Origin of the sequence: Streptosporangium vulgare (assembly GCF_042428775.1) — a bacterium.
GTDB lineage: Bacteria > Actinomycetota > Actinomycetes > Streptosporangiales > Streptosporangiaceae > Streptosporangium > Streptosporangium vulgare.
In genome coordinates, this window is sequence record NZ_JBHMBS010000034.1 from 48,322 (window position 1) to 68,556 (window position 20,235).

The window sequence follows — 20,235 nt, forward strand, 5'->3', positions numbered from 1 at the left end:
GATCACCGTTCCTCATGCGACTCAAGGGCTGCTCTCGCGGCCTCCAGGTCGTCGGGGGTCTTCAGGGCGACGGTCGTCACCCCGCGCAGAGCACGCTTGGCCAGGCCGGTGAGCGTGCCGCCGGGGACAAGTTCGATCATCGTGGTGACGCCGCGCTCGATCATCGTGGCCATGCAGGCGTCCCAGCGCACCGGATTGGCGACCTGGGTGACCAGGCGCTCCATGAACTCGGCGCCGCTCGCGACCGCCGCGCCGTCGCTGTTGGACAGCAGCGTGACGGAGGGGTCGGCGGGCGTGATGTCCGCGGTGGCCTCGCGCAGGCGGCTCGCCGCGGAGGCCATGTGCTCGGTGTGGAACGCGCCGGCGACCGACAGCGCGATCACCCGGGCGCGGGCGGGCGGCTCGGCCTTGAAGGCGGCCAGCTGCTCCAGCGTGCCGCCGATCACGATCTGCCCGGCGCCGTTGATGTTGGCGGGGGTGAGCCCCTTGTCGGCGATGGCCGCGAGGACCTCCTCCTCGACGCCGCCGAGGACGGCCGACATGCCGGTCTCGGTGATCGTCGCGGCCTTGGCCATGGCCTGGCCGCGCTCGCGGACGAGGGCGACGGCCTGCTCGGGGGTGATCACTCCGGCGAGGGCGGCGGCGGTGAACTCGCCCACGCTGTGCCCGGCGACGATGTCGGGGGAGGCTCCGAGAACCTCGGCGACGGCCAGCCCGGCGGCCACGAGGAGTGGCTGCGCGACGGCGGTGTCGCGGATCTCGTCCGCGTCGGCGGTGGTCCCGTAGGCGATCAGATCGAGGCCGGCCAGCTCCGACCAAGCGGTCAGCCGATCGGCCACGCCCGGGAGTTCGAGCCATGGACTGAGAAAGCCTGGAGTCTGGGCACCCTGGCCCGGAGCGACGATGACGAGCACAAAATCCAGCCTGCCCTGTAGGGGTTCACTACATGGATAGAGATCCAGACGAAGTTTGTCCCTACTTCTTTGTAGGGAAGCTACAGCGAGAGTTTCGCAAAGGTTAAGTAAAGAGCTTCAGGTTACCGGTGTTTCGGACAGACGCCCAAGAATCAGCCCCACCTGGAGGGTGAAGGCGGACCGCCCCTCGGTCGGCTGGTAGCCGGTCAACTCCGTGATCTTGCGAAGACGGTAGCGCACCGTGTTCGGATGGACGAACAGCAGCCGGGCCGTCGCCTCCAGGGAGGTGCCCTGCTCCAGATAGGTCGCGAGGGTGTCGAGGAGCGGCGTGCCGATCAGCGGCAGGTAGACGTTCTCGATCAACTGTGCCCTGGCGTCGCCGTCGCCGTCGATGGCCCGTTCGGCCAGCAGGTCCTCGGCGTGGACCGGCCTGGGCGCGTCCGGCCATCCCGCGGCGGCCCGCAGCCCGGCCATCGCCGCCCGCGCCGAGCTGGCGGCCGAGTGCAGGTCGGCCACCTCGGGCCCGATCACGATCGGGCCGGCGCCGAAGCGCGGCACCACGTGCCTGGCCGCCGCGGCGACGCTGTCGGCCCCGCCCACGATCACGATCAGCCGGTCGCCCTGCACCCCGGCCAGCATGTCCAGGCCCGACCTGCGGCCCCGGTCGCGCAGCGCGTCGATGACCGCCTGCGGGTCGTCGTCCGGGGTCTGCCCGGCCAGCACCACGACGGGGGCCGAGGTCCAGCCGAGCGCGGCTGCCCACGAGTGCAGGCCGTCGTCGACCTCGCCCCTGACCAGGGCGTCCACGATCAGCGCCTCCAGCCGCGCGTCCCAGGCCCCGCGGGCCTCGGCCTCCCGCGCGTACACCTGCGCGGCGGCGAACGCGACGTCACGGGTGTAGCGGAGCATCGCCTGCTGGAGCTGGTCCTCCCCGCCGGGCGCGGCCAGCTCCCCGGTCTGCGCCTCGACCACCTCGACCACGACCCGCACGATGTCGACGGTCTGCTGCAGCGAGATGGACCGCTTCAGCTCCCGGGGCGCGGTGCCGAAGAACTCGATGCTGGGCGTCGGGCGGCCCTCGCCGGCGTGCTGGAACCACTCCACGAACGCGGCGATCCCGGCCTGGGCCACCAGCCCGACCCAGGACCTGTCCTCGGCCGACAGGGCGCGGAACCACATGAGCCGGTCGTCCATCCGGGACATGGCGGCCGTGCCCAGCGTGCCCATGGCCCGCTCCAACCGGCGGGTGGTGTCCTCCCGTATCCGGTCGGAGTCGAGATCGCTCCCGTCCTCGCCGGTCACGACGCCGCTGTGCCTGAACCCTCGCTCGCTCCGCTCCCTCACGCCACTAAGAGTGCCAGGTCGCGCGAGATGCGCCAGCCGCGGTTACGGACAGCGTGTGCTCCCCGATCTTGTACGTCCCGCACGAGCGGGCCCCGTACAGTCTTTTGCGCGTCCCGCACGAGCGGGCCCGTACGTCTCCAGTGGTCCCGCACGAGCGGGCCCGTACGTCTTCCTGTGGTCCCGCACGAGCGGGCCCGTACGTCCCGCCGCGCCCGCGTTCCGCGTGTCCGCGCGCAGCGTGTTCCGTACGTCCGCCGGGGCGCGGACGTACGGACGAGAGGCACGGCGAGGCGGCGGGGGAGGGGGCGGTGAGGGGGCTCAGATGACCGCGACGGCGGTGATCAGCCCGATGGCCAGGTGGGTGACCGCCAGCAGCCGGGAGCCCGGCTGGAGCTCCGGCTCCGTGACCAGATCGCGCACCGAGATGCCGGCCACCTTGTCGAACGCGACCATCGCCACGGTCTGCACGGCGATGCCGACCAGGCCGAAGACGAACGTCGCGAGCAGGCCCTCGTGCAGGGCGCCGCCCGAGGACCAGATGGAGGCCGCCACGATCAGCCCGACGGCGGCCAGTCCCGAGCCGGTGAGCAGGGTGGCGTTGGGGTTGCGCTCCTCCTTGATGAGCCTGCTGAGCTTGCCGGGGATGACCAGGTCGATCACGTAGAAGCCGATGATCAGCAGGATCACGCCGAGCGCGGCGTACGAGACGATCGCGAGCGCGCCGCGCCCGAGGGTCTCGGCGAGCGAGACCGTCACGTCGGGCACGCTGGGTACGGACGTCAGGGCCGGCGCGGGGGTGGGACTCATGTGTCGTTTCTCTTTCCGGGACTCAGAGCTCGATGCGGTGCGGGACGAATGACGACGTGTCGTCGGTGATGAACCCCGAGGTCTCGCGGATGCCGACACCCGCCGCCTCGTCGTGGACGACCCAGGCGCCGAGCACGGGGCGCCAGCCCTCGAAGACGGGCAGCGCCTGGAACTCCTGGTAGACGTAACCCTCGGCGCCGTAGCCGCCGGGGGTCTCGACGTGCTCGCCGGGGGTGACGATCCGCATGCCGGCGCCCTCGCGGCCGAGCAGCGGCTTGACGATGTACGAGGACATGTCGCGGGGGCCGTCGAGGTAGGCGGGCAGCAGGTTCGGGTGCTGCGGGTACAGCTCCCAGAGCACCGCGAGCAGCGCCTTGTTGGACAGCAGCATCTTCCACAGCGGCTCGATCCAGGTCGTCGAGACCTGCTGGCGCACCGCCCGCGCGCCGAACGGGTCGGCGACGGCCCACTCCCACGGGTACAGCTTGCAGAGCGAGCGGATCACCCTGCGCTCCATGTCGACGAAGCGGAGGTTGAGGTCGTCCCAGCCGATGTCCTCCATGGCCACCGCGACGGTCTTGAGCCCCGCCTGGTCGGCGGTCTCCTGCAGGTAGGCGAGGGTCATCACCTCCTCGCCCGACTCGTCCATGTTGGTCCAGGCGAAGTGTGTGGGCCCGGTGGGCAGGCCGGTCGAGATCTGCTGCCATCTGGCGATCAGCCGCTCGTGGATGGAGTTCCACTGGTCGTCGTCCGGGTAGCGGTCGCGCAGCCAGAACCACTGCACCACCGAGCTCTCCAGGAGGCTGGTGGGGGTGTCGGCGTTGTACTCCAGCATCTTGGCGGGGCCGGTCCCGTCGTAGCGCAGGTCGAAGCGGCCGAACAGGTGCGGGTCGTTCCGCTCCCAGGAGGCGGCGATCTCCGGGGCGAGCCACTCGGGGATCGCGAAGTCGGCGTAGCGGCCCTTGGCGACGACGTGCTCCACGGCGTGCAGGCACATCCGGTGCAGTTCCTCGACCTGGTTCTCCAGGTCGAGGACCTCGTCCATGGAGAAGACGTACTGGACGGCCTCGTCCCAGTACGGGCGGTCGAGGCCCGGGGGATGGGCCGAGCGGTGGTAGGCCAGGCCGTGGCCCTCGATGACGCTCTCCCAGTCGTCGCGGGGGAGCGAGGTCTCGCGTCTCATCTCCTGCTCACCTGCTGCTCATCGGGCCGGATCAGCTTCCGCCGCCCGACCCGCCGCGCCCGCCGAACCCGCCCCGCTGGATCACCGTGCCCTTACGGCTGGTGATGTGGACGTCCGAGGGCCGCACGGTGGTGCCCTTCCGGATGTGGGTGCCGGACCTGATGCCGCCGTAGTACCAGCCGTAGGCGCCCCGTGACCCGTAGTAGTGCCTGTCGTCGTCGCAGTAGTCCTCGTCCACGACCGCGTAGGTGCCGTCGGGCTGGCGGCTGTTGAGGTCGACGCACTCGGCGCCCACCTCCTCGTAGTCCTCCTGCGCGGAGCAGTAGCCGATCAGGAGCAGGGAGACGACACCGATCCCGGTGATGGTGACCGCTTTCGAGGCCTTGAAACCCGAGGACTTGGCGGGCGTTCTGCCCGGAGGATTCTGGGGTGAGGCCAGTGGGTGTTTTGGTCGTGCGGCCATCGAGCTCCAATGAGATGCGTCGCCACAGGCTATCGATGTGGTTTTGTCTGTTCAACCGTGGCCCGGATCTTTCGCGGGAAATCGCCTTCGCGAGAAACCGCAGGTGCCCGCGCGGAGCGGCGGTGAGCCGCACGGGCCCGGCGGGCCGGGTGCGGGCCGGGTGCGGGCCTGGTCCGGCCTGGTCCGGCCTGGAAACGGGCGGCGGGCGGCGGGGGGCGCGGCCGAGGGCTCGGTCGGCCGGGGCCGGGGCCGGTGATGGGCCGGAGCCGGTGAGGGGCCTCGGCGCGGGCACCGCCGGGATCACAGCCGTACGGTGACCACCAGCCCCCCGCCGGGGCGGGGGCGGGCCTCGGCGGAGCCGCGGTGGGCCTGGGCGATCGCGCGGACGATCGACAGGCCGAGGCCGGCACCCCCGGCCGAGCCGGTGCGGTCGCGGTCGAGACGGCGGAACGGCTCGAAGAGGTCCTCGACCCGGCCCGAGGGGACGACGCGGCCGGTGTTCTCCACGGTGACGACACTTCCCCAGCGGTCGCTGTGGGTGCGCAGGACGACCAGGGCGCGCTCGTCGTTGTACTTCACGGCGTTGTCCAGCAGGTTGCCGATCATCCGCTCCAGGAGCACCGGGTCACCCTCCGCCGGAGCCGGCCGCAGGTCGGCGGTCGTCTCGGGAACCGAGGTCATCGCGCTCCCCGCGAGCTCGGCGAGGTCCACGGGCAGGCGTTCCGCGGGCTCGCGCTCGCTCTGCGCCAGCAGGAGCAGACCCTCGATCAGCCGCTCCTGGCGGGCGTTGGCGTTCAGCAGCTCGGTGCCGACCGTCCTGACCTGCCGGGGCAGTTCGGGGTCGGTCATGGAGACCTGGAGCAGCGCCCGGTTGATCGCCAGGGGGGTGCGCAGCTCGTGGGAGGCGTTGGCGACGAACCTGCGCTGGCTGTCGAAGGCGCGGCTGAGGCGTTCCAGCATCGAGTCGAAGGTGTCGGCCAGGTCTCGGATCTCGTCGCGGGGGCCTCCCAGCGCGATCCGCTCGTGCAGGGTGCTCTCCGACAGGCGGCGGGCCGCCTCGGTCATCGTCTGCAGCGGGGCCATCGCCCGGCGGGCCACGATCCAGCCGATCGCGAGCCCGGCCACCCCGACGACGGCGACCGCGAGCAGGGACCACTGGAGCATCGACCCCATCACGTCCTCGCGGTACTGGGTCCGCGCGTCGCTGATGGCCCGAAGGAAGAGCGTGTCCTTGGGGATCGACACCGCCACGGACGGCTGCGACGGGTTCAGGGAGGCGAGCGCCTCCGGGATCCCCTGGACGGTCATCTTCGCGGGCCGCGAGAGCACATCCCGCACGAACAGGTAGTTGACCCCGACGAGCACGACCCCCACCCCGAAGAACAGGCTGCCGTAGACGAGGGTCAGGCGCAGCCGAACCGAGACGCGCCGCGAGGTCAAAGCCGGTATCCCGACCCCGTCACCGTCTCCACCACCGGCGGGCTGCCGAGCTTCTTGCGCAGGGTCATCACGGTGACCCTGACCGAGTTGGTGAAGTAGCTGATGTTCTCGTCCCATGCCTTCTCCAGGAGGTCCTCGGCGCTGACCAGGCCGCCGTCTGCGCGCATCAGGATTTCCAGTACCGCGAACTCCTTGGGGCTCAGCGCCACGTACCGGCCGTCGCGGAAGACCTCGCGGCGGCCGGGGTCCAGGGTGATGCCCGCCCTGCTCAGCACCGGCGGCACCGACTGGGGAGAGCGGCGGGCCAGCGCGCGCAGCCGGGCGACCAGCTCGGGGAAGTCGAAGGGCTTGGTGAGGTAGTCGTCGGCGCCGATCGACAGGCCCTCGACCTTCGAGCCCAGGTCACCGGCGGCGGTCAGCATGATGATCCTGGCGGGGACCCGGCCGGCCACGAGGCGGCGGCAGACCTCGTCCCCGTGCAGCACCGGCAGGTCCCGGTCCAGCACGATCACGTCGTAGTCGTTGACCGCCGCCCGCTCCAGCGCCGCGTCGCCGTCGTAGACGACGTCCACGGCCATGGTCTCCCGGCGCAGGCCGGTCGCCACGATGTCGGCGAGCACCCGCTCGTCCTCCGCAATGAGCACTCGCATGGGCGTCATCCTGCTTTCCAGCGGCTAAACAGCGGATAAAGGTCCCCGGCCCGCGCGGTTCGGGCGGTGCCGAGGCGGTTCGGGCGGTGCCGAGACGGTTCAGGCGGTGCTGAGGGCGAGGGTCGGCGACATGCGGGCCGCGCGCATCGCGGGGTAGATCCCCGCGACGGTCCCGACCAGCAGGGTCGCCCCGACACCGCCCGCCAGGGCCCAGAGGGGGATCACGGCGGGCAGGCCGCCCACGGCCGCGTACCCGACCGTCACCAGGGTCCCCAGCACCGCCCCCGCCGCGCCGCCCGCGCCGGACAGCAACAGCGACTCGGCCAGGAACTGCGCGCGCACCTGGCCCCTGGTGGCGCCGAGCGAGCGCCGCAGGCCGATCTCCCCCCGGCGTTCCAGTACCGAGATGACCATGGTGTTGGCCACCCCCACCCCGCCGACCAGCAGCGCCACCCCGCCGAGACCGAGCAGCAGGCCGGTGAGGGCCCCGTCGGCCGCGGCCCTGGCCACCAGCGCGTCGGACGGCCGGCTGACCTCCACCTCCTCGGGGTTCTCCGGGTTGACGGTCCTGGGCAGCACCTCCCGTACGTCGCCGACGGCCTCGTCGGCCGAGCGGGTGTAGAGCGTGGTCGGGTGGCCGTCGAAGCCCAGGTGGGTACGGGCGGCCTCGAACCCGGTCAGCACGGAACGGTCGATCTCCGGGGCGAGCGGCGAGGGGGCCAGGACGCCGACGACCGTCCACCACTGGCTGCCGATCCAGACCTGGTCGCCCACGTCCCGCAGGCCCAGCCGCGAAGCGGCCACCGCTCCGAGTACCACCGCCCGCTGCTCTCCCGTCGCGCGGTTGAGCCAGGCACCTCGCTCGACCCGGGTCTGGAGCGTGGCCGGCAGGTCCAGCGAGGCCGCCCGGACGGCGATCCCGCCGGTGCGCTCCCGGGGGATCGCGGCGGTCCGCCGCACGCTCTCGCCGGTGTCGCCCGTGGCGCTCGCGCTCGTCACGGGGCCGATCCCGGCGGCCATGGCGACCGAGCTCTCGGGCAGCGCGGCCTTGTCGCCGAAGAGGGTCTGGCCGGGGGTGACGGTGAGCAGGTTCGTACCGAGCCGGTCGAGCTCGTCGAGGAGCCTGGCCTTGCTGGAGGAGGAGATCCCGACGACCGAGACCATGGTGGCGATGCCGAGCGCGATGCCGAGCGCCGACAGCACCACCCGTCCCGTCCGGGTCCGCAGCCCTGACGCCCCCACCCGCAGCAGGTCCGCCCAGCCGAGCCGCCCCGGCACCAGGTCACGCCCGGTCCCGGCGCTCATGCCCTGCTCCCGGCGTCGCCCGTGCTCCCGGCGTCGCCCGTGCTCCCGGCGTCGCCCGTGCTCCCGGCGTCGCCCGTGCTCCCGGCGTCGCCCGTGCTCCCGGTGCTGCCCCTGATCCCCGAGCTCGCCGGACTCCCCGCGTTCCCCGCGTTCCCTGTGCTTCCCACGCTTCCCACGCGGGTCGCGCCGAGAGGCCGCTCGTCGGCGACGATCACGCCGTCGCGCAGCCTGACGCGGCGCGGGGCGGCGGCGGCCACCTCCTCGTCGTGGGTGATGATCGCCACGGTGGTGCCGGAGGCGTTGAGCTCGCGCAGGATCGCCAGCACGTCCTGGCCCGAGGAGCTGTCGAGGTTCCCCGTCGGCTCGTCGGCCAGCAGCAGCGACGGCCCTCCGGCCACCGCCCTGGCCACCGCGACCCGCTGGCACTCGCCGCCGGACAGCTCGTGCGGCCGGTGGGCCAGCCGGTGCCCGAGACCGACGCGCCCGAGCGCGTCGGCGGCCCGTTCCCGCCGCTCCCGGCGCGGGGTGCCGCCGTACAGCATCCCGTCGGCGACGTTGTCGAGCGCGCTGACCCCGGCGGCCAGGTGGAACCGCTGGAAGACGAAGCCGATGTGCCGGGCGCGCAGCGCGGACAGCTCCCTGTCGGGGAGTGTTCCCGCGTCGTGCCCGGCGATGCGGACGGTTCCGGCCGAGGGACGGTCGAGAGTGCCGATCAGGTGGAGCATGGTCGACTTTCCCGACCCCGAGGGGCCGACGATGGCGACGAGCTCGCCCGCGTCCACCCGCAGGTCCACCCCCCGCAGGGCGCGTACCCCGCCCGGATAGCTCTTCTCCGCCCCCGACAGCTCGATCACCGGCCGTCGCCCGGCCCGTACGGCGGGGTCCTGCGCGGTGGAGTGCTGTGCGGTGGAGTGCTGTGCGGTGGAGTGAGATGGTCTGTCGAGGTTCCGGCTCATGACTGGGGGACCTCGACCTTCATGCCCTCGGCGAGACCGTTCCCCGAGACCTCGACGCGGCCCGCGGCGAACAGGCCGGTCTCGACCGGGACGATCCGGCCGCCCGCCAGGCGCAGGCCGTACCCGCCCTCGCGCAGGGCGAGCAGGGCCTCGACCGGCACCGACAGCACGTCCGCGTGCCGCTCGCTGCGGAGGTTCACCGTCACGGGGGCCTGGTCGAGGCGGCCGAGATCGCCGGGGTCGTCCAGCGTGACGTCGAGGTCGATCGTGGACTCGCCGGTCGGCTGCCCGTTCTGCCGCACGGGTTCGGCGACCGTGCCGACCGAGGTGATCCGGCCCTTGCCCTCGCCGCCGCCCGGCAGGTCAACCGTCACCCGGGCGCCGATCCTGGCGAGCCGCTGGTCGCCGGAGTCGAGGTCGACGTGGACGACCCTGCGGGTGCTCGTCGTGGTCACCACGGACCGCCCGGCCGGGGCCCCGGCCTCCGCGACCACCTCGGCGATCCTGGCCGGGCCCGAGGTGACCGCGACCTGCGCCGCGCCGACCGTGCCCGTCTCGGCCAGGCCCGCCTCCTCCTGCCACTCCCGTACGGCACGCTCGGTCCGCCAGGAGAAGTCGCCGTCGACGGTTCCGGGGTCGTGGCCGAGGGCTTTGAGGTTGCGCTCCAGCTGCTCGACGTCCTTGCCGCCGGTCCCGGAGGACATGGTGCGATATATCGGTATGTCGCCGTACATGAGGATCACCGGTCTGCCGTCCACCCGGTAGAGCCAGCCGCCCCGGCGCACGACGGCGCCCTCCTTCCTCACCCGGGTCACCGTTCCGGGGGCGTGGTTGGGCAGCTCCCTGCGGCCCGCGTAGCCGAGCACGCCGTCCACCGCCTTGGTGTCCACCAGGTCCGATCGGGTGATCTCGGCCACCGCGGCCGGGGCCGCCGAGGCCGCGGCCGGGACGTCGTCCTGGCCGGTCAGCGTGACCGCCGCCACGCCCCCCGCACCGAGGAGGACCGCCGCGGCCGCCCCGGCGAGGACCCCGCCCCGCCTCACGGCCGCTTCCCGAGACCACCGGGCAGGTGCTTCTGGCAGGCGTCCATGGCCTTCTTCGTCTGCGGCGACTCCGGGTCCATCCCCTCGCCCCCTATGCGGACCGCGCCCCCCGAGAAGTCGGGGTCCTTCATGTCGACCCCGTTCTCCCGCATGCACCGGGCGAACCTCAGGAGGGCGTCCTGGGTTTTCGGGTCGCTCAGCATTTTCTTTCCGGAACCGATCGGATTGTATTTGCGGCAGGCTTCCGACGCCTTTTTCAGGGTCCCGTCGTCGGTCTTGCCGCGCAGCATCACGTTGCCGGAGCCCGGTTCCGGATCGGGCATGTCGACCCCGTTCTCCCGCATGCACTGGGCGAATTTCAGCCCGTCGGCCTGCGACGACGCGGAGGACGACGCGGAGGGGGCGGCCGAGGTGGCCGCTTCCCCGGCGGAGGCGACCTTCGCGCCCTCCGTCTGCCCGCACCCGGCCAGCGCCGCGAAAGAGATGACCGCCGCCACTGTCACGTATTTGTTCATCGCCATTCCCTTCGTGTGGGAACAGGTATAGCGAAGACCCTGTTAAACACTCCCTAAGCGAATTCGCTTAACTCGTCTTTACGTCCGCCGTCCGGCGGGGGAGGGCGATCGCCGCCGTCCTGGTGTGTAATGTTCTGGCAAAGCACAGGGAACGAGGGGTCCGCGGTGCCGGAGACAAGACCGTTGCGGCCGGGGGACCCGCCGCGACTGGGGAAGTACGAGCTCAGGGGCAGACTGGGGGAGGGCGGGCAGGGGGTCGTCTACCTCGGCGAGTCCGAGGACGGCGAGCGCGCCGCCGTGAAGCTGCTGCACGTGCGCTTCACCGAGGAGAACCACGCGCGCTCCCGCTTCGCCCGCGAGCTGGCGGCGGCCCGCAGGGTGGCCGCCTTCTGCACCGCCCGGGTGCTCGCCGCCGAGCTCGACGGCGAGACGCCCTACATCGCGAGCGAGCTGATCGAGGGTCCCTCGCTGCGCGAGATCGTCGAGCGCGACGGGCCGCTGGCCGGGGAGGCGCTCGACCGCCTCGCCGTCGGCACCGCCACCGCCCTGACCGCGATCCACCACGCGGGCATCGCGCACCGCGACTTCAAGCCCGACAACGTCATGCTCGCCACCGACGGTCCCCGCGTCGTCGACTTCGGCATCGCGAAGATCATCGACGAGAGCGGGACGATCACCACCCGCGCGGTCGGCACCCCCGCCTACATGGCGCCCGAGCAGATCGCCGGAGAGCAGGTGGGCTTCCCCGCCGACGTGTTCGCCTGGGGTTCGACCATCGTCTTCACCGCCACCGGCAGCGCCCCCTTCGGGAGCGACACGATCGTGGCGACGCTCAACCGGGTCATCAACCACGAGGCCGACCTGAGCGGCCTGCCCGACGGGCTGCGCGACATCGTCGCCGCCTGCCTGAACAAGGACCAGAGGCTCAGGCCCACCTCGGACGTGCTGCTGAAACGCCTGCTCGGCCACCCCGTGGACGAGGAGGACACCCCGGAGGCCTCGCAGGAGGAGCTGGCCGAGGGCGCGCAGGCCGCCACCGGGGACCTGACGCGGCCGGAGAGGCCGGCCCGGCCGACGCGACGCCGGTCCGCGACCGTCGCCGCGATCGCCGCCGGGATCGCGATCCTCGGGGTGGCGGGCGCCCTGGTGGCCGTCGAGCTCGGCCTCGCGCGGGGCGGGCGGGCCGAGCCCACCCGCCCGCCGGTCGCCCAGCCGTCGACGGCCCCCTCCACGTCCTCGCCGAGCACGCCCCCGACACCGAAGGTCTCCACCGGCTCGCCCCTGCTCGACCGGGTCAGGGACACCGGCAGGCTCCGCGTGGGGTTCAGGAAGGGCCTGCCCGGGATCTCGCTGGGCGAGGACCCGCCGCGGGGGTTCGAGGCCGACGTGGCCGCCCACCTCGCCACGGCCCTGGGGGTGCCCGAGCGCGGGCTCAGGTTCGTGCCCGTCGGGCTCGGCGGGCGCGAGAGGGCCGTGGAGAAGGGCAGGGCCGACCTCGTGATCGCCAACTTCTCGATCGACGGCGCCGACCCCGGCCGCGTCGCCTTCGCCGGGCCGTACTACGTGGCCCACCGCGACGTGCTCGCCCGCGCCAGCGAGAGGATCGACACGCTGAAGGACCTGCGCGGCAGGAGGATCTGCCTGTCGCCCGGCCAGACCACGGGCACGATGATCCAAGAGAAGGGCGTCGACTTCCTGGACGTACGGGCGCCGGACCCCGCGGAGTGCGCGTCCCGGGTGGCTGACGGCCGCGCCGACGCCATGGTCGGCGACGACCTGCTGATCGCCGGCTTCGGCGCCCGGCTGCGCGACGTCAAGCTGGAGATCGCCGGGCTCAGGCTCACCACCGAGAGGTACGGCGTGGCGCTCAGGTCCGGAGACCCCGTGGCCTGCCGGAAGATCAACGAAGTGATCACCTCGATGTACGCGGACGGGACCATGAAGGATCTGCTCGACAAGCACCTGGGCAGGGTCGGCTTCCGCTTCGAGACCGAGCTGCCCCGCCTGGAGACCTGCTGAGGTCCGCCCGCTTCGAGACCGGGTCGTCCCGGCCGGAAGCCCGCTGAGACCCGCCCGGCGAGGGCCCGCCGGGCGTCTCAGGAGAGGTCGTGTCCCAGAAGAGATCACGTCCCGGGAGAGGTCGCGTGACGGGAGGGACCGCGTCACGGGAAGCGTCCCGGGAGAGGGCGCACCACGGGGAGAGGGCGCGTCCCGGGAGAGGGCGCGTCACGAGCCGGTGCAGACGATCCCCCGATCCGGGACCTTCCCGTCGATCAGGTAGGCGTCGATGATCTTCTTGATGCACGCGTTGCCGGACAGGTAGGCGCCGTGCCCCTCGCCCTTGTAGGTCACCAGCACGCCCGTCCTGAGCTCCGCCGTCAGTTTCGGGGCCCACTCGTACGGCGTGGCGGGGTCGCCGGTGCCGCCGACCACCAGGATCGGAGCCGAGCCCGTGGCGTTGACCCGCCTGGCCTCGTCGTTGCCGGGGGTCGGCCACATCGAGCAGATCAGGCCCATCCCCGCGCCGCCGAACAGCGGGGAGACCTTCAGCGTCTCGTCCTCCAGCGCGGTCAGCTGCGCGGGGGTGGGCCGCTCCGTGGTGTCCGCGCAGCTGATCGCCGGGAAGCTGCTCATGAGCGTCGTGTAGCTCCCGTCGGGCTGGCGGCCGCTGTAGCTGTCGGACAGCGCCAGCAGGATCCGCCCGTCGCCCTTCATCGCCTGGCTCAGAGCCTGGTCCAGCAGCGGCCAGGTCATCCGCGAGTACAGCGCGGCGGCGATGCCGGTGCCCGCCAGCCCCTGCGTCAACAGGCGCTTGCCGACCTTGAGCGGCTTGTCGTTCAGCTCGTCCATGAGCTTGTTGACGTTCTTGTCGGCGATCGTCGCGTCGCTGCCGATCTCGCACTCGCGGGGCTGCTTCACGCAGTCCTTCAGGAAGGCGTCGTAGGCGTGCTGGAACCCCTTCGTCTGGACCATCGTGCGCGTCGCCAGGGTGATGCTCGGGTCCAGCGGGGCGTCCAGCACGAACCGGCCCACGTTCTTCGGGAACCTGGTCGCGTAGACCGCGCCGAGCTGCGTCCCGTACGAGATGCCGAAGTAGTCCAGCTGCTTCTCGCCCAGGGCCGCGCGGAGGCGGTCCATGTCCGCGGCGGCGTTCACGGTGCCGATGTAGGGCAGCAGCCGTCCCGAGGTCTGCTGGCAGGCCGTCACGAACTCCTTGGTGGTCTCCCGGCTTCTGGCGCGCTCTGTCTCGTTGGCGGGCAGGGTGTCCATCGCGGTGAACCGCTCGATCACCGCGCTGTCCCCGCACCTGACACCGGAGCTGCGGCCGACCCCGCGCGGGTCGAAGCTGACCAGGTCGTAGTGGCTGTTCAGGGTGGTGAAGGCCTTGGCGGCCTGGGCCATGGTGTCGACGCCCGAGGCGCCGGGACCGCCGAAGTTGAAGACCAGCGAGCCGATCCGCTTAACGGGGTTCGTGGCCTTGACGCGGATGACGGCGATGTCGATGGACTCGCCGTCGGGCCTGGCGTAGTCGAGCGGGACCTTGATCTTCCCGCACTGCTGCGCGGGGTTCTGCTTCGCGGGGGTCTCGCCGCCGGGCCGCTTGATGTTGGTGCACGGGCCCCAGGTGATCGTCTCAGCCGGGGTCGCCGTCGCCGTCGTCGGGGTGGCGACCGGTCCCGAGGTGCCCGAGACGACACCGCCCTCGATGGAACCGCCACCGGCACCGCCCCCGTCGGCACCGTCCCCGCCGGTGCCACCACCGCAGGCGGAGAGCACGGTTGACAGGGCCGTGACCGCCGCGGCCGCTCTAAGGATTCTTGCCATGAAACAGCTCTCCCCTGGAATCGTTCGAGGGGGGAGCGATTAACACTAACCGGGCGGGCCCTCCATGGAAAAGGAGAACCCGCCCGGGGACGATCAAACTCCCATGGACTGGGTGTCGTTGCTCTCGGCGCCCGCGGCCTCGGTCACGCCGTTCTTCAGGTGGTACATGGAGATGGCGTCGCCCAGCACCTCCTGGTCGAGCTCGCCTCGGTTGACCAGCTGGGTGAGCACCGCCAGGGTGATCGAGGCCGCGTCCACGTGGAAGTGGCGGCGCAGCGCCGACCGGGTGTCCGACAGGCCGAAGCCGTCGGTGCCGAGCGAGCTCCAGTCACCGGGAACCCACTGGGCGATCTGGTCCTGGACCGCCCGCATGTAGTCGCTCACGCCCACGAACGGCCCCTGGGCCCCCGACAGCGCCTGCGTGACGTACGGCACGCGCTTCTCGGCGTCGGGGTTGAGCATGTTGTGCTCCTCGGCGGCGAGCGCGTCGCGGCGCAGCTCCGCCCAGGAGGTGGCCGACCACACCTCGGCCGCCACGCCCCAGTCCTCGGCCAGCATCCGCTGGGCCTCCACGGCCCACGGCCCGGCCACGCCGGACGCGAGGATGTTGGCCTTCGGCCCGGACACGGTCGGAGCCGGGGCGAACCTGTACAGACCCTTGAGCAGGCCCGCCACGTCCAGGTCCGAGGGCTCGGCGGGCTGGAGGTAGGGCTCGTTGTAGACGGTCAGGTAGTAGAAGACGTTCTCCGGCTCCTCGCCGTACATCCTCCGCAGGCCGTCCTTGACGATGTGGGCCACCTCGAACCCCCACGAGGGGTCGTACGAGATCGCCGCCGGGTTCGTCGAGGCGATCAGCGGGGTGTGGCCGTCCTCGTGCTGCAGGCCCTCGCCGTTCAGCGTGGTGCGGCCGGCGGTGGCGCCGAGCAGGAAGCCCCGGCCCATCTGGTCGGCGAGCTGCCACATCTGGTCGGCGGTGCGCTGCCACCCGAACATCGAGTAGAAGATGTAGATCGGGATCATGTGCTCGCCGTGCGTGGCGTACGACGAGCCGACCGCGATCGTGGAGGCCATCGAGCCCGACTCGCTGATGCCCTCGTGCAGGATCTGACCCTCGGTCGACTCCTTGTACGACAGCAGCAACTCGCGGTCGACCGCCTCGTACGTCTGGCCGTGCGGCGAGTAGATCTTCGCCGTCGGGAAGATCGCGTCGAGACCGAAGGTGCGTGCCTCGTCCGGGATGATCGGCACGAACCGGTGGCCGATCTCCTTGTCGCGCATGAGGTCCTTGAGCAGGCGGACGAACGCCATCGTGGTGGCGACGTTCTGCTTGCCGGAACCCTTCTTCAGCTGCGCGTAGGCGGCGTCGCCGGGGAGCTTGACCGGCTTGGCGCGCATCACGCGCTTGGGCAGGAAACCACCCAGGGCCGCGCGACGCTCCTTCATGTACTGGATCTCGGGGTCGTTCTCGCCCGGGTGGAAGTACGGGGGGAGGTCGCCCTCGAGGGCGGAGTCGGGGATCGGCAGGTAGAGCCGGTCGCGGAACTCCTTCAGGTCGGCCTTCGACATCTTCTTCATCTGGTGCGTCGCGTTGCGCGCCTCGAAGTCCTTGCCGAGGGTCCAGCCCTTGATCGTCTGGGCGAGGATGACCGTCGGCTGGCCGACGTGCTCGCGGGCCGCCTTGTAGGCCGCGTACACCTTGCGGTAGTCGTGGCCGCCGCGCGACAGCTTGCGGATGTCCTCGTCCGACAGGTGCTCGACCATCTTGCGCAGGCGCGGGTCGTCACCGAAGAAGTTGTCGCGGATGTAGCCGCCGGACTCGACGGAGTACGTCTGGAACTGACCGTCGGGGACGGTGTTCATCTTGTTGACCAGCACGCCGTCGACGTCGGCCGCGAGCAGCGGGTCCCAGTCGCGACCCCAGACGACCTTGATGACGTTCCAGCCGGCGCCCCTGAAGTAGGACTCCAGCTCCTGGATGATCTTGCCGTTGCCGCGTACCGGGCCGTCGAGGCGCTGCAGGTTGCAGTTGATGACGAAGGTGAGGTTGTCGAGCTCCTCACGAGCCGCCAGGCCGATCGCGCCGAGCGACTCGGGCTCGTCCATCTCGCCGTCGCCGAGGTAGCACCATACGTGGCTGCGGCTGGTGTCCTTGATCTTCCGGTTCAGGAGATAACGGTTGAACCGGGCCTGGTAGATCGCCCCGATCGGGCCGAGGCCCATGGAGACCGTGGGGAACTCCCAGAAGTCGGGCATCAGGCGCGGATGGGGATAGGAGGGCAGGCCCTTGAACCCGTGCGAGAGCTCCTGGCGGAAGGCGTCGAGCTGCCCCTCGTTGAGGCGGCCCTCCAGGAAGGCTCGGGCGTAGATGCCCGGCGCGGCGTGGCCCTGGAAGAAGACCTGGTCGCCGGACTCGCCGTGGTCCTTGCCGCGGAAGAAGTGGTTGAAGCCCACCTCGTAGAGCGACGCGGCGGAGGCGTAGGTGGCGATGTGCCCACCGACGTTGGTGCGGGCGTTGGCCCGGGTCACCATCACGGCCGCGTTCCAGCGCGTGTAGGCGCGGATCCGGCGCTCGACGTACTCGTCGCCGGGGAACCAGGGCTCGCGCTCCGGCGGGATGGTGTTGATGTAGTCGGTGCTGCGCAGGCCGGGCACCCCGACCTGGTGTTCGCGGGCGCGCTCCAAGAGCCGGAGCATCAGATAACGGGCCCGAGTGCGACCTTCCGTCTTCACGACGTTGTCGAGCGACTCGAGCCACTCCTGGGTCTCGCTGGGGTCGACATCAGGAAGCTGGCTGGGTAGGCCGTCGCTGATGATCGAGAAACGCTGGCGTCCGGAAGCCACTGGGTCTCGCCTTCCGAGGATGGACTTTTGTCTGGTGTAGGTCGTCTTCCATCCTGGTCGCTTACCCCGGAAAGTGCATCTCTACTTACCGGTAACCAGGAGATCCCTGCTGGCAGTGATACGAAAGTGGCCTAGACCACCGATGGTAGGACGAATTGCCACCAAAGGTTACATCGAGGTTCCCCCTTTTTTACAGGCTCCCACCCCCTAGGAATCCGGGACCCGCTGTCCGGCCTGTCCCGCCCCCTGTTCCGTGAGGCCCTCCGGGGCTCCGCGAGGTCCTTCGAGGGACTATACGAGGAGCCTCTGGAGAACCGCTGTGAGGTCCTTGAAGGATCTCTGTGAGAGCCCTTCGAGGCCCTCGCGGGGCCCTCGTGAGGGCCTCGCGAGAGTTCCAGCGAGGATCCCGGAAGGCTCTCATGGAACTCTGGGAGCTCTCACAGAGGATCGTCCCCTGGCTTTCCCCGCGATTTTCCCCCTCTGTCCCCGCTTTCCCCCTCTCACGGCCTCCTCGCGGTGAAAACGTGGAGGGAACGTGACGGGGAGCCGGGGAAGGCGCGGAGGGGACGCGGGAGAAACAAGGGTGAAGGGGGCGCCCGGCGCCGTGGTGTTCCGTGCCGAACTGGTAACGATTCGCCCGCCCCCCGGGAGCGCCCACGGGCGGCACGCGCAGGGGCGTCGTCGGCCCCCGTGACCGGGACGTGCCACATCCGACCGGTGTGTCCAGAAACCACACCTCGGCTTCTGCTGCCGGAGGAACGGTCCAGACGAGGACATTCCAGCAACCGGACACGGCGATCTTGTCTCCGCCCCGGCGGAAGATCGGTGGGTGGCCGGGGCCACCCGCCGTCCCCGGGACCGGGTGCGGTCGTCATCGCAGCTCACGATGGATCGTAGGATCGGTATGTGAGATCTCAGACGATCGAGGTGGTAACGGGTTCCCGCGAACGGGTGCACGACATCACCTCCGAGTGCGAGAGCTTCGTCCGGTCATGTGGGGGCGACGGCCTGTTGAACGTCTTCGTGCCCCACGCGACCGCAGGGGTCGCGCTGCTGGAGCTGGGCTCGGGCAGCGACGACGATCTGCTCGCGGCCCTGGAGGAGCTGCTTCCGGCCGATGACAGATGGAGGCATGCGCACGGATCACGAGGGCATGGACGGTCGCATGTCATGCCCGCCCTCATTCCGCCGTACGCCACCGTCCCGGTTCTCTCCGGGCGGCTCGCACTGGGAACCTGGCAGTCCATCGCCGTGGTGGATCTCAACGTCGACAATCTGGAACGCCAGGTCCGTTTGTCATTTTTGTCGGACTAATTCATACGTAGCCCAGTCGTTGCCGTGGCGACCGTTGACGACTGAGGGTCACAGCGTGTGGACTGTGCCGAAGCACTCTGAGCACCGTGTGATTGCGGGGCCATTCAAGCAGGAGGGACAAACGTGAGCGCGACCGCGGGTCAGGCGCAGGGCGAACGCGGCCTGGCCGAACGACTCGGCCTCAAGCCGGGTCAGGTGGTGCAGGAGGTCGGATGGGATGAGGACACCGACGACGATCTGCGCGACTCCATCGAGGAGCTGACCGGTAACGAGCTGGTCGATGAAGACTTCGAGGACGTCGTCGACGTCGTGCTGCTCTGGTGGCGTGACGGTGACGGCGATCTGTTCGACGCCCTGAGCAGCGTGGTGACCAACCTCACCGACGGCGGCCAGATCTGGCTGCTCACTCCCAAAGCCGGCCGGGACGGGCACGTGGAGCCGAGCGACATCGGGGAAGACGCGACCACTGCGGGTCTTTCGCAGACCAGCAGCATCAGTGCCGCTCCCGACTGGTCGGGGACGCGTCTGGCGACGCCCAAGGCGCGCCGCTAAGGGTCCGCCCTGCCGTACGGCTCGCGCGGGCCGTACGGCAGGATGATGACGCCTGCCGTCAGCCGAGGAAAGGATCCCCGATCATGACGATCGAGGTGGGTGGCCAGGCTCCCGACTTCGAGCTGAGCGACCAGCACGGCACCCCGGTCAAGCTTTCCGAGCATCGGGGCAAAAAGATCGTGCTGATCTTCTACCCTCTCGCCTTCAGCGGCGTCTGCGGCAGCGAACTCGACGCCCTCCGGGACGAGTTCGGCGCCGACATGCCGGAAGACATTAAAATTCTCACGATTTCAGTTGATTCAATCTTCGCTCACCGCGCGTGGGCGGATCAGAAGGACTACGCCTTCTCGTTGCTCTCCGACTTCTGGCCGCACGGACAGGTCGCGCGGGCATACGGTGTGTTCGATGACGAGAAGGGCTACGCGGGACGCGGGACCTTCATCATCGACGGCGAGGGTGTGGTCCGCTGGCGCGTCGTGAACCCGATTTCGCGGGCCCGCGACGTCGCCGAGTACCGCAAGGTGCTCGCCGAACTTCCCTAAGCGGTGATCCGGCGGCCGCCCACTCGCGAGGTGCCTGCCGGTCCGACCTCTCGGAGGCGATCATGCCCTGCTTCTCCTGCGGGGCCAGGCAGACCGACCCGATCCGTGGTGCCAGCCCGTGGACGCGCGGAGTGCGCGCCGAGACGCAGGTGCTGATCTGCCCGGACTGCCGGCGCACCCACGAAGCCGACCTCGACACGTGCTCCTCGTGCGGCTCCGTCACACTCATCTGCCGGTTGGGCGAGGTGGAGTGCCGCTCCTGCGGCTCGGTACGACCGGCACGAGGCGACGGCAGGCTGGTCGCCTCCTACGCGCCCGGCCTGGCCGACGAGGTGGAGGCCGCCCTGGCCAGGGTCCTGCGCCGGGTCCCCTGAGAGCCCACCCGGCCGGTCACCGCGAGCGTGGGATCATCGGGAAGCGGGAATGCGCCGGGTCCCCTGAGAGCCCACCTGGCCGGTCACCGCGAGCGTGGGATCATCGGGAAGCGGGAATGCGCCGGGTCCCCTGAGAGCCCGCCCGGCCCCATCCGGCCCCGCCAAGC

The 20,235-nt window shown here is 70.8% G+C and carries 18 protein-coding genes; 5 read left to right on the top strand and 13 right to left on the bottom strand.

All coding sequences use genetic code 11. The annotated features are described in order from the left end of the window. Positions 1–2: 2 nt before the first annotated feature. From ACFFRH_RS39015 to ACFFRH_RS39065, 11 genes are all read right to left on the bottom strand, one after another. On the bottom strand, positions 3–914 hold the full coding sequence (locus ACFFRH_RS39015; RefSeq protein ID WP_344747895.1) for an ACP S-malonyltransferase: 912 nt from the start codon (positions 912–914) through the stop codon (positions 3–5). A gap of 117 nt (positions 915–1,031) precedes the next feature. Then, positions 1,032–2,141, bottom strand: a complete 1,110-nt coding sequence (locus ACFFRH_RS39020; protein ID WP_329094158.1) for a PucR family transcriptional regulator — start codon at positions 2,139–2,141, stop codon at positions 1,032–1,034. 435 nt (positions 2,142–2,576) lie between these two features. Beyond that, positions 2,577–3,065 (bottom strand): DUF350 domain-containing protein, encoded by a 489-nt coding sequence (locus ACFFRH_RS39025; protein ID WP_344747894.1) that lies wholly within the window; start codon positions 3,063–3,065, stop codon positions 2,577–2,579. Between the two features lie 22 nt (positions 3,066–3,087). Next, positions 3,088–4,248, bottom strand: coding sequence for a glutathionylspermidine synthase family protein (locus tag ACFFRH_RS39030; protein WP_344747893.1), 1,161 nt, complete (start codon positions 4,246–4,248; stop codon positions 3,088–3,090). A 31-nt stretch (positions 4,249–4,279) separates the two neighbouring features. Then, entirely contained in the window at positions 4,280–4,711 is a 432-nt protein-coding gene (locus tag ACFFRH_RS39035; RefSeq protein WP_344747892.1) for a hypothetical protein, read from the bottom strand. 300 nt (positions 4,712–5,011) lie between these two features. Continuing rightward, complete coding sequence (locus tag ACFFRH_RS39040) at positions 5,012–6,151, bottom strand: sensor histidine kinase (RefSeq protein ID WP_344747891.1); 1,140 nt, start codon at positions 6,149–6,151, stop codon at positions 5,012–5,014. Further along, entirely contained in the window at positions 6,148–6,801 is a 654-nt protein-coding gene (locus ACFFRH_RS39045; RefSeq protein ID WP_344747890.1) for a response regulator transcription factor, read from the bottom strand. The genes ACFFRH_RS39040 and ACFFRH_RS39045 overlap by 4 nt, the downstream gene beginning before the upstream one ends. Positions 6,802–6,900: 99 nt before the next feature. Next, positions 6,901–8,106, bottom strand: a complete 1,206-nt coding sequence (locus ACFFRH_RS39050; RefSeq protein ID WP_386162565.1) for an ABC transporter permease — start codon at positions 8,104–8,106, stop codon at positions 6,901–6,903. Then, entirely contained in the window at positions 8,103–9,062 is a 960-nt protein-coding gene (locus ACFFRH_RS39055; RefSeq protein WP_386162568.1) for an ABC transporter ATP-binding protein, read from the bottom strand. Before ACFFRH_RS39055 ends, ACFFRH_RS39050 begins: the two co-directional genes overlap by 4 nt. Continuing rightward, positions 9,059–10,105, bottom strand: a complete 1,047-nt coding sequence (locus tag ACFFRH_RS39060; RefSeq protein WP_386162571.1) for a peptidoglycan-binding protein — start codon at positions 10,103–10,105, stop codon at positions 9,059–9,061. The genes ACFFRH_RS39055 and ACFFRH_RS39060 overlap by 4 nt, the downstream gene beginning before the upstream one ends. Next, a complete protein-coding gene (locus ACFFRH_RS39065) occupies positions 10,102–10,620 on the bottom strand; it encodes a hypothetical protein (RefSeq protein ID WP_386162574.1) in 519 nt (172 codons plus the stop codon). The genes ACFFRH_RS39060 and ACFFRH_RS39065 overlap by 4 nt, the downstream gene beginning before the upstream one ends. Positions 10,621–10,785: 165 nt before the next feature. Here ACFFRH_RS39065 and ACFFRH_RS39070 point away from each other — a divergent pair, with 165 nt between their 5' ends. Then, entirely contained in the window at positions 10,786–12,639 is a 1,854-nt protein-coding gene (locus ACFFRH_RS39070) for a serine/threonine-protein kinase (RefSeq protein ID WP_386162577.1), read from the top strand. Between the two features lie 207 nt (positions 12,640–12,846). Here the strand turns inward: ACFFRH_RS39070 and ACFFRH_RS39075 are convergent, their stop codons facing one another. Both ACFFRH_RS39075 and aceE read right to left on the bottom strand, forming a co-directional pair. Further along, on the bottom strand, positions 12,847–14,445 hold the full coding sequence (locus tag ACFFRH_RS39075) for an alpha/beta hydrolase (protein ID WP_344747882.1): 1,599 nt from the start codon (positions 14,443–14,445) through the stop codon (positions 12,847–12,849). Between the two features lie 93 nt (positions 14,446–14,538). Further along, positions 14,539–17,286 carry a pyruvate dehydrogenase (acetyl-transferring), homodimeric type gene (gene aceE, locus ACFFRH_RS39080; RefSeq protein WP_344747881.1) on the bottom strand — a complete coding sequence of 916 codons (2,748 nt, stop codon included), beginning with the start codon at positions 17,284–17,286 and terminating at the stop codon, positions 14,539–14,541. A 906-nt stretch (positions 17,287–18,192) separates the two neighbouring features. Between aceE and ACFFRH_RS39085 the strand changes: the two genes are divergently transcribed. From ACFFRH_RS39085 to ACFFRH_RS39100, 4 genes are all read left to right on the top strand, one after another. Continuing rightward, positions 18,193–18,600 carry a secondary thiamine-phosphate synthase enzyme YjbQ gene (locus ACFFRH_RS39085; protein ID WP_344747880.1) on the top strand — a complete coding sequence of 136 codons (408 nt, stop codon included), beginning with the start codon at positions 18,193–18,195 and terminating at the stop codon, positions 18,598–18,600. Between the two features lie 123 nt (positions 18,601–18,723). Continuing rightward, a complete protein-coding gene (locus tag ACFFRH_RS39090; protein ID WP_329084203.1) occupies positions 18,724–19,152 on the top strand; it encodes a DUF3052 domain-containing protein in 429 nt (142 codons plus the stop codon). A gap of 83 nt (positions 19,153–19,235) precedes the next feature. Further along, complete coding sequence (locus ACFFRH_RS39095; RefSeq protein WP_344747879.1) at positions 19,236–19,694, top strand: peroxiredoxin; 459 nt, start codon at positions 19,236–19,238, stop codon at positions 19,692–19,694. Between the two features lie 62 nt (positions 19,695–19,756). After that, positions 19,757–20,068 carry a hypothetical protein gene (locus ACFFRH_RS39100; protein WP_344747878.1) on the top strand — a complete coding sequence of 104 codons (312 nt, stop codon included), beginning with the start codon at positions 19,757–19,759 and terminating at the stop codon, positions 20,066–20,068. Positions 20,069–20,235: the final 167 nt, after the last annotated feature.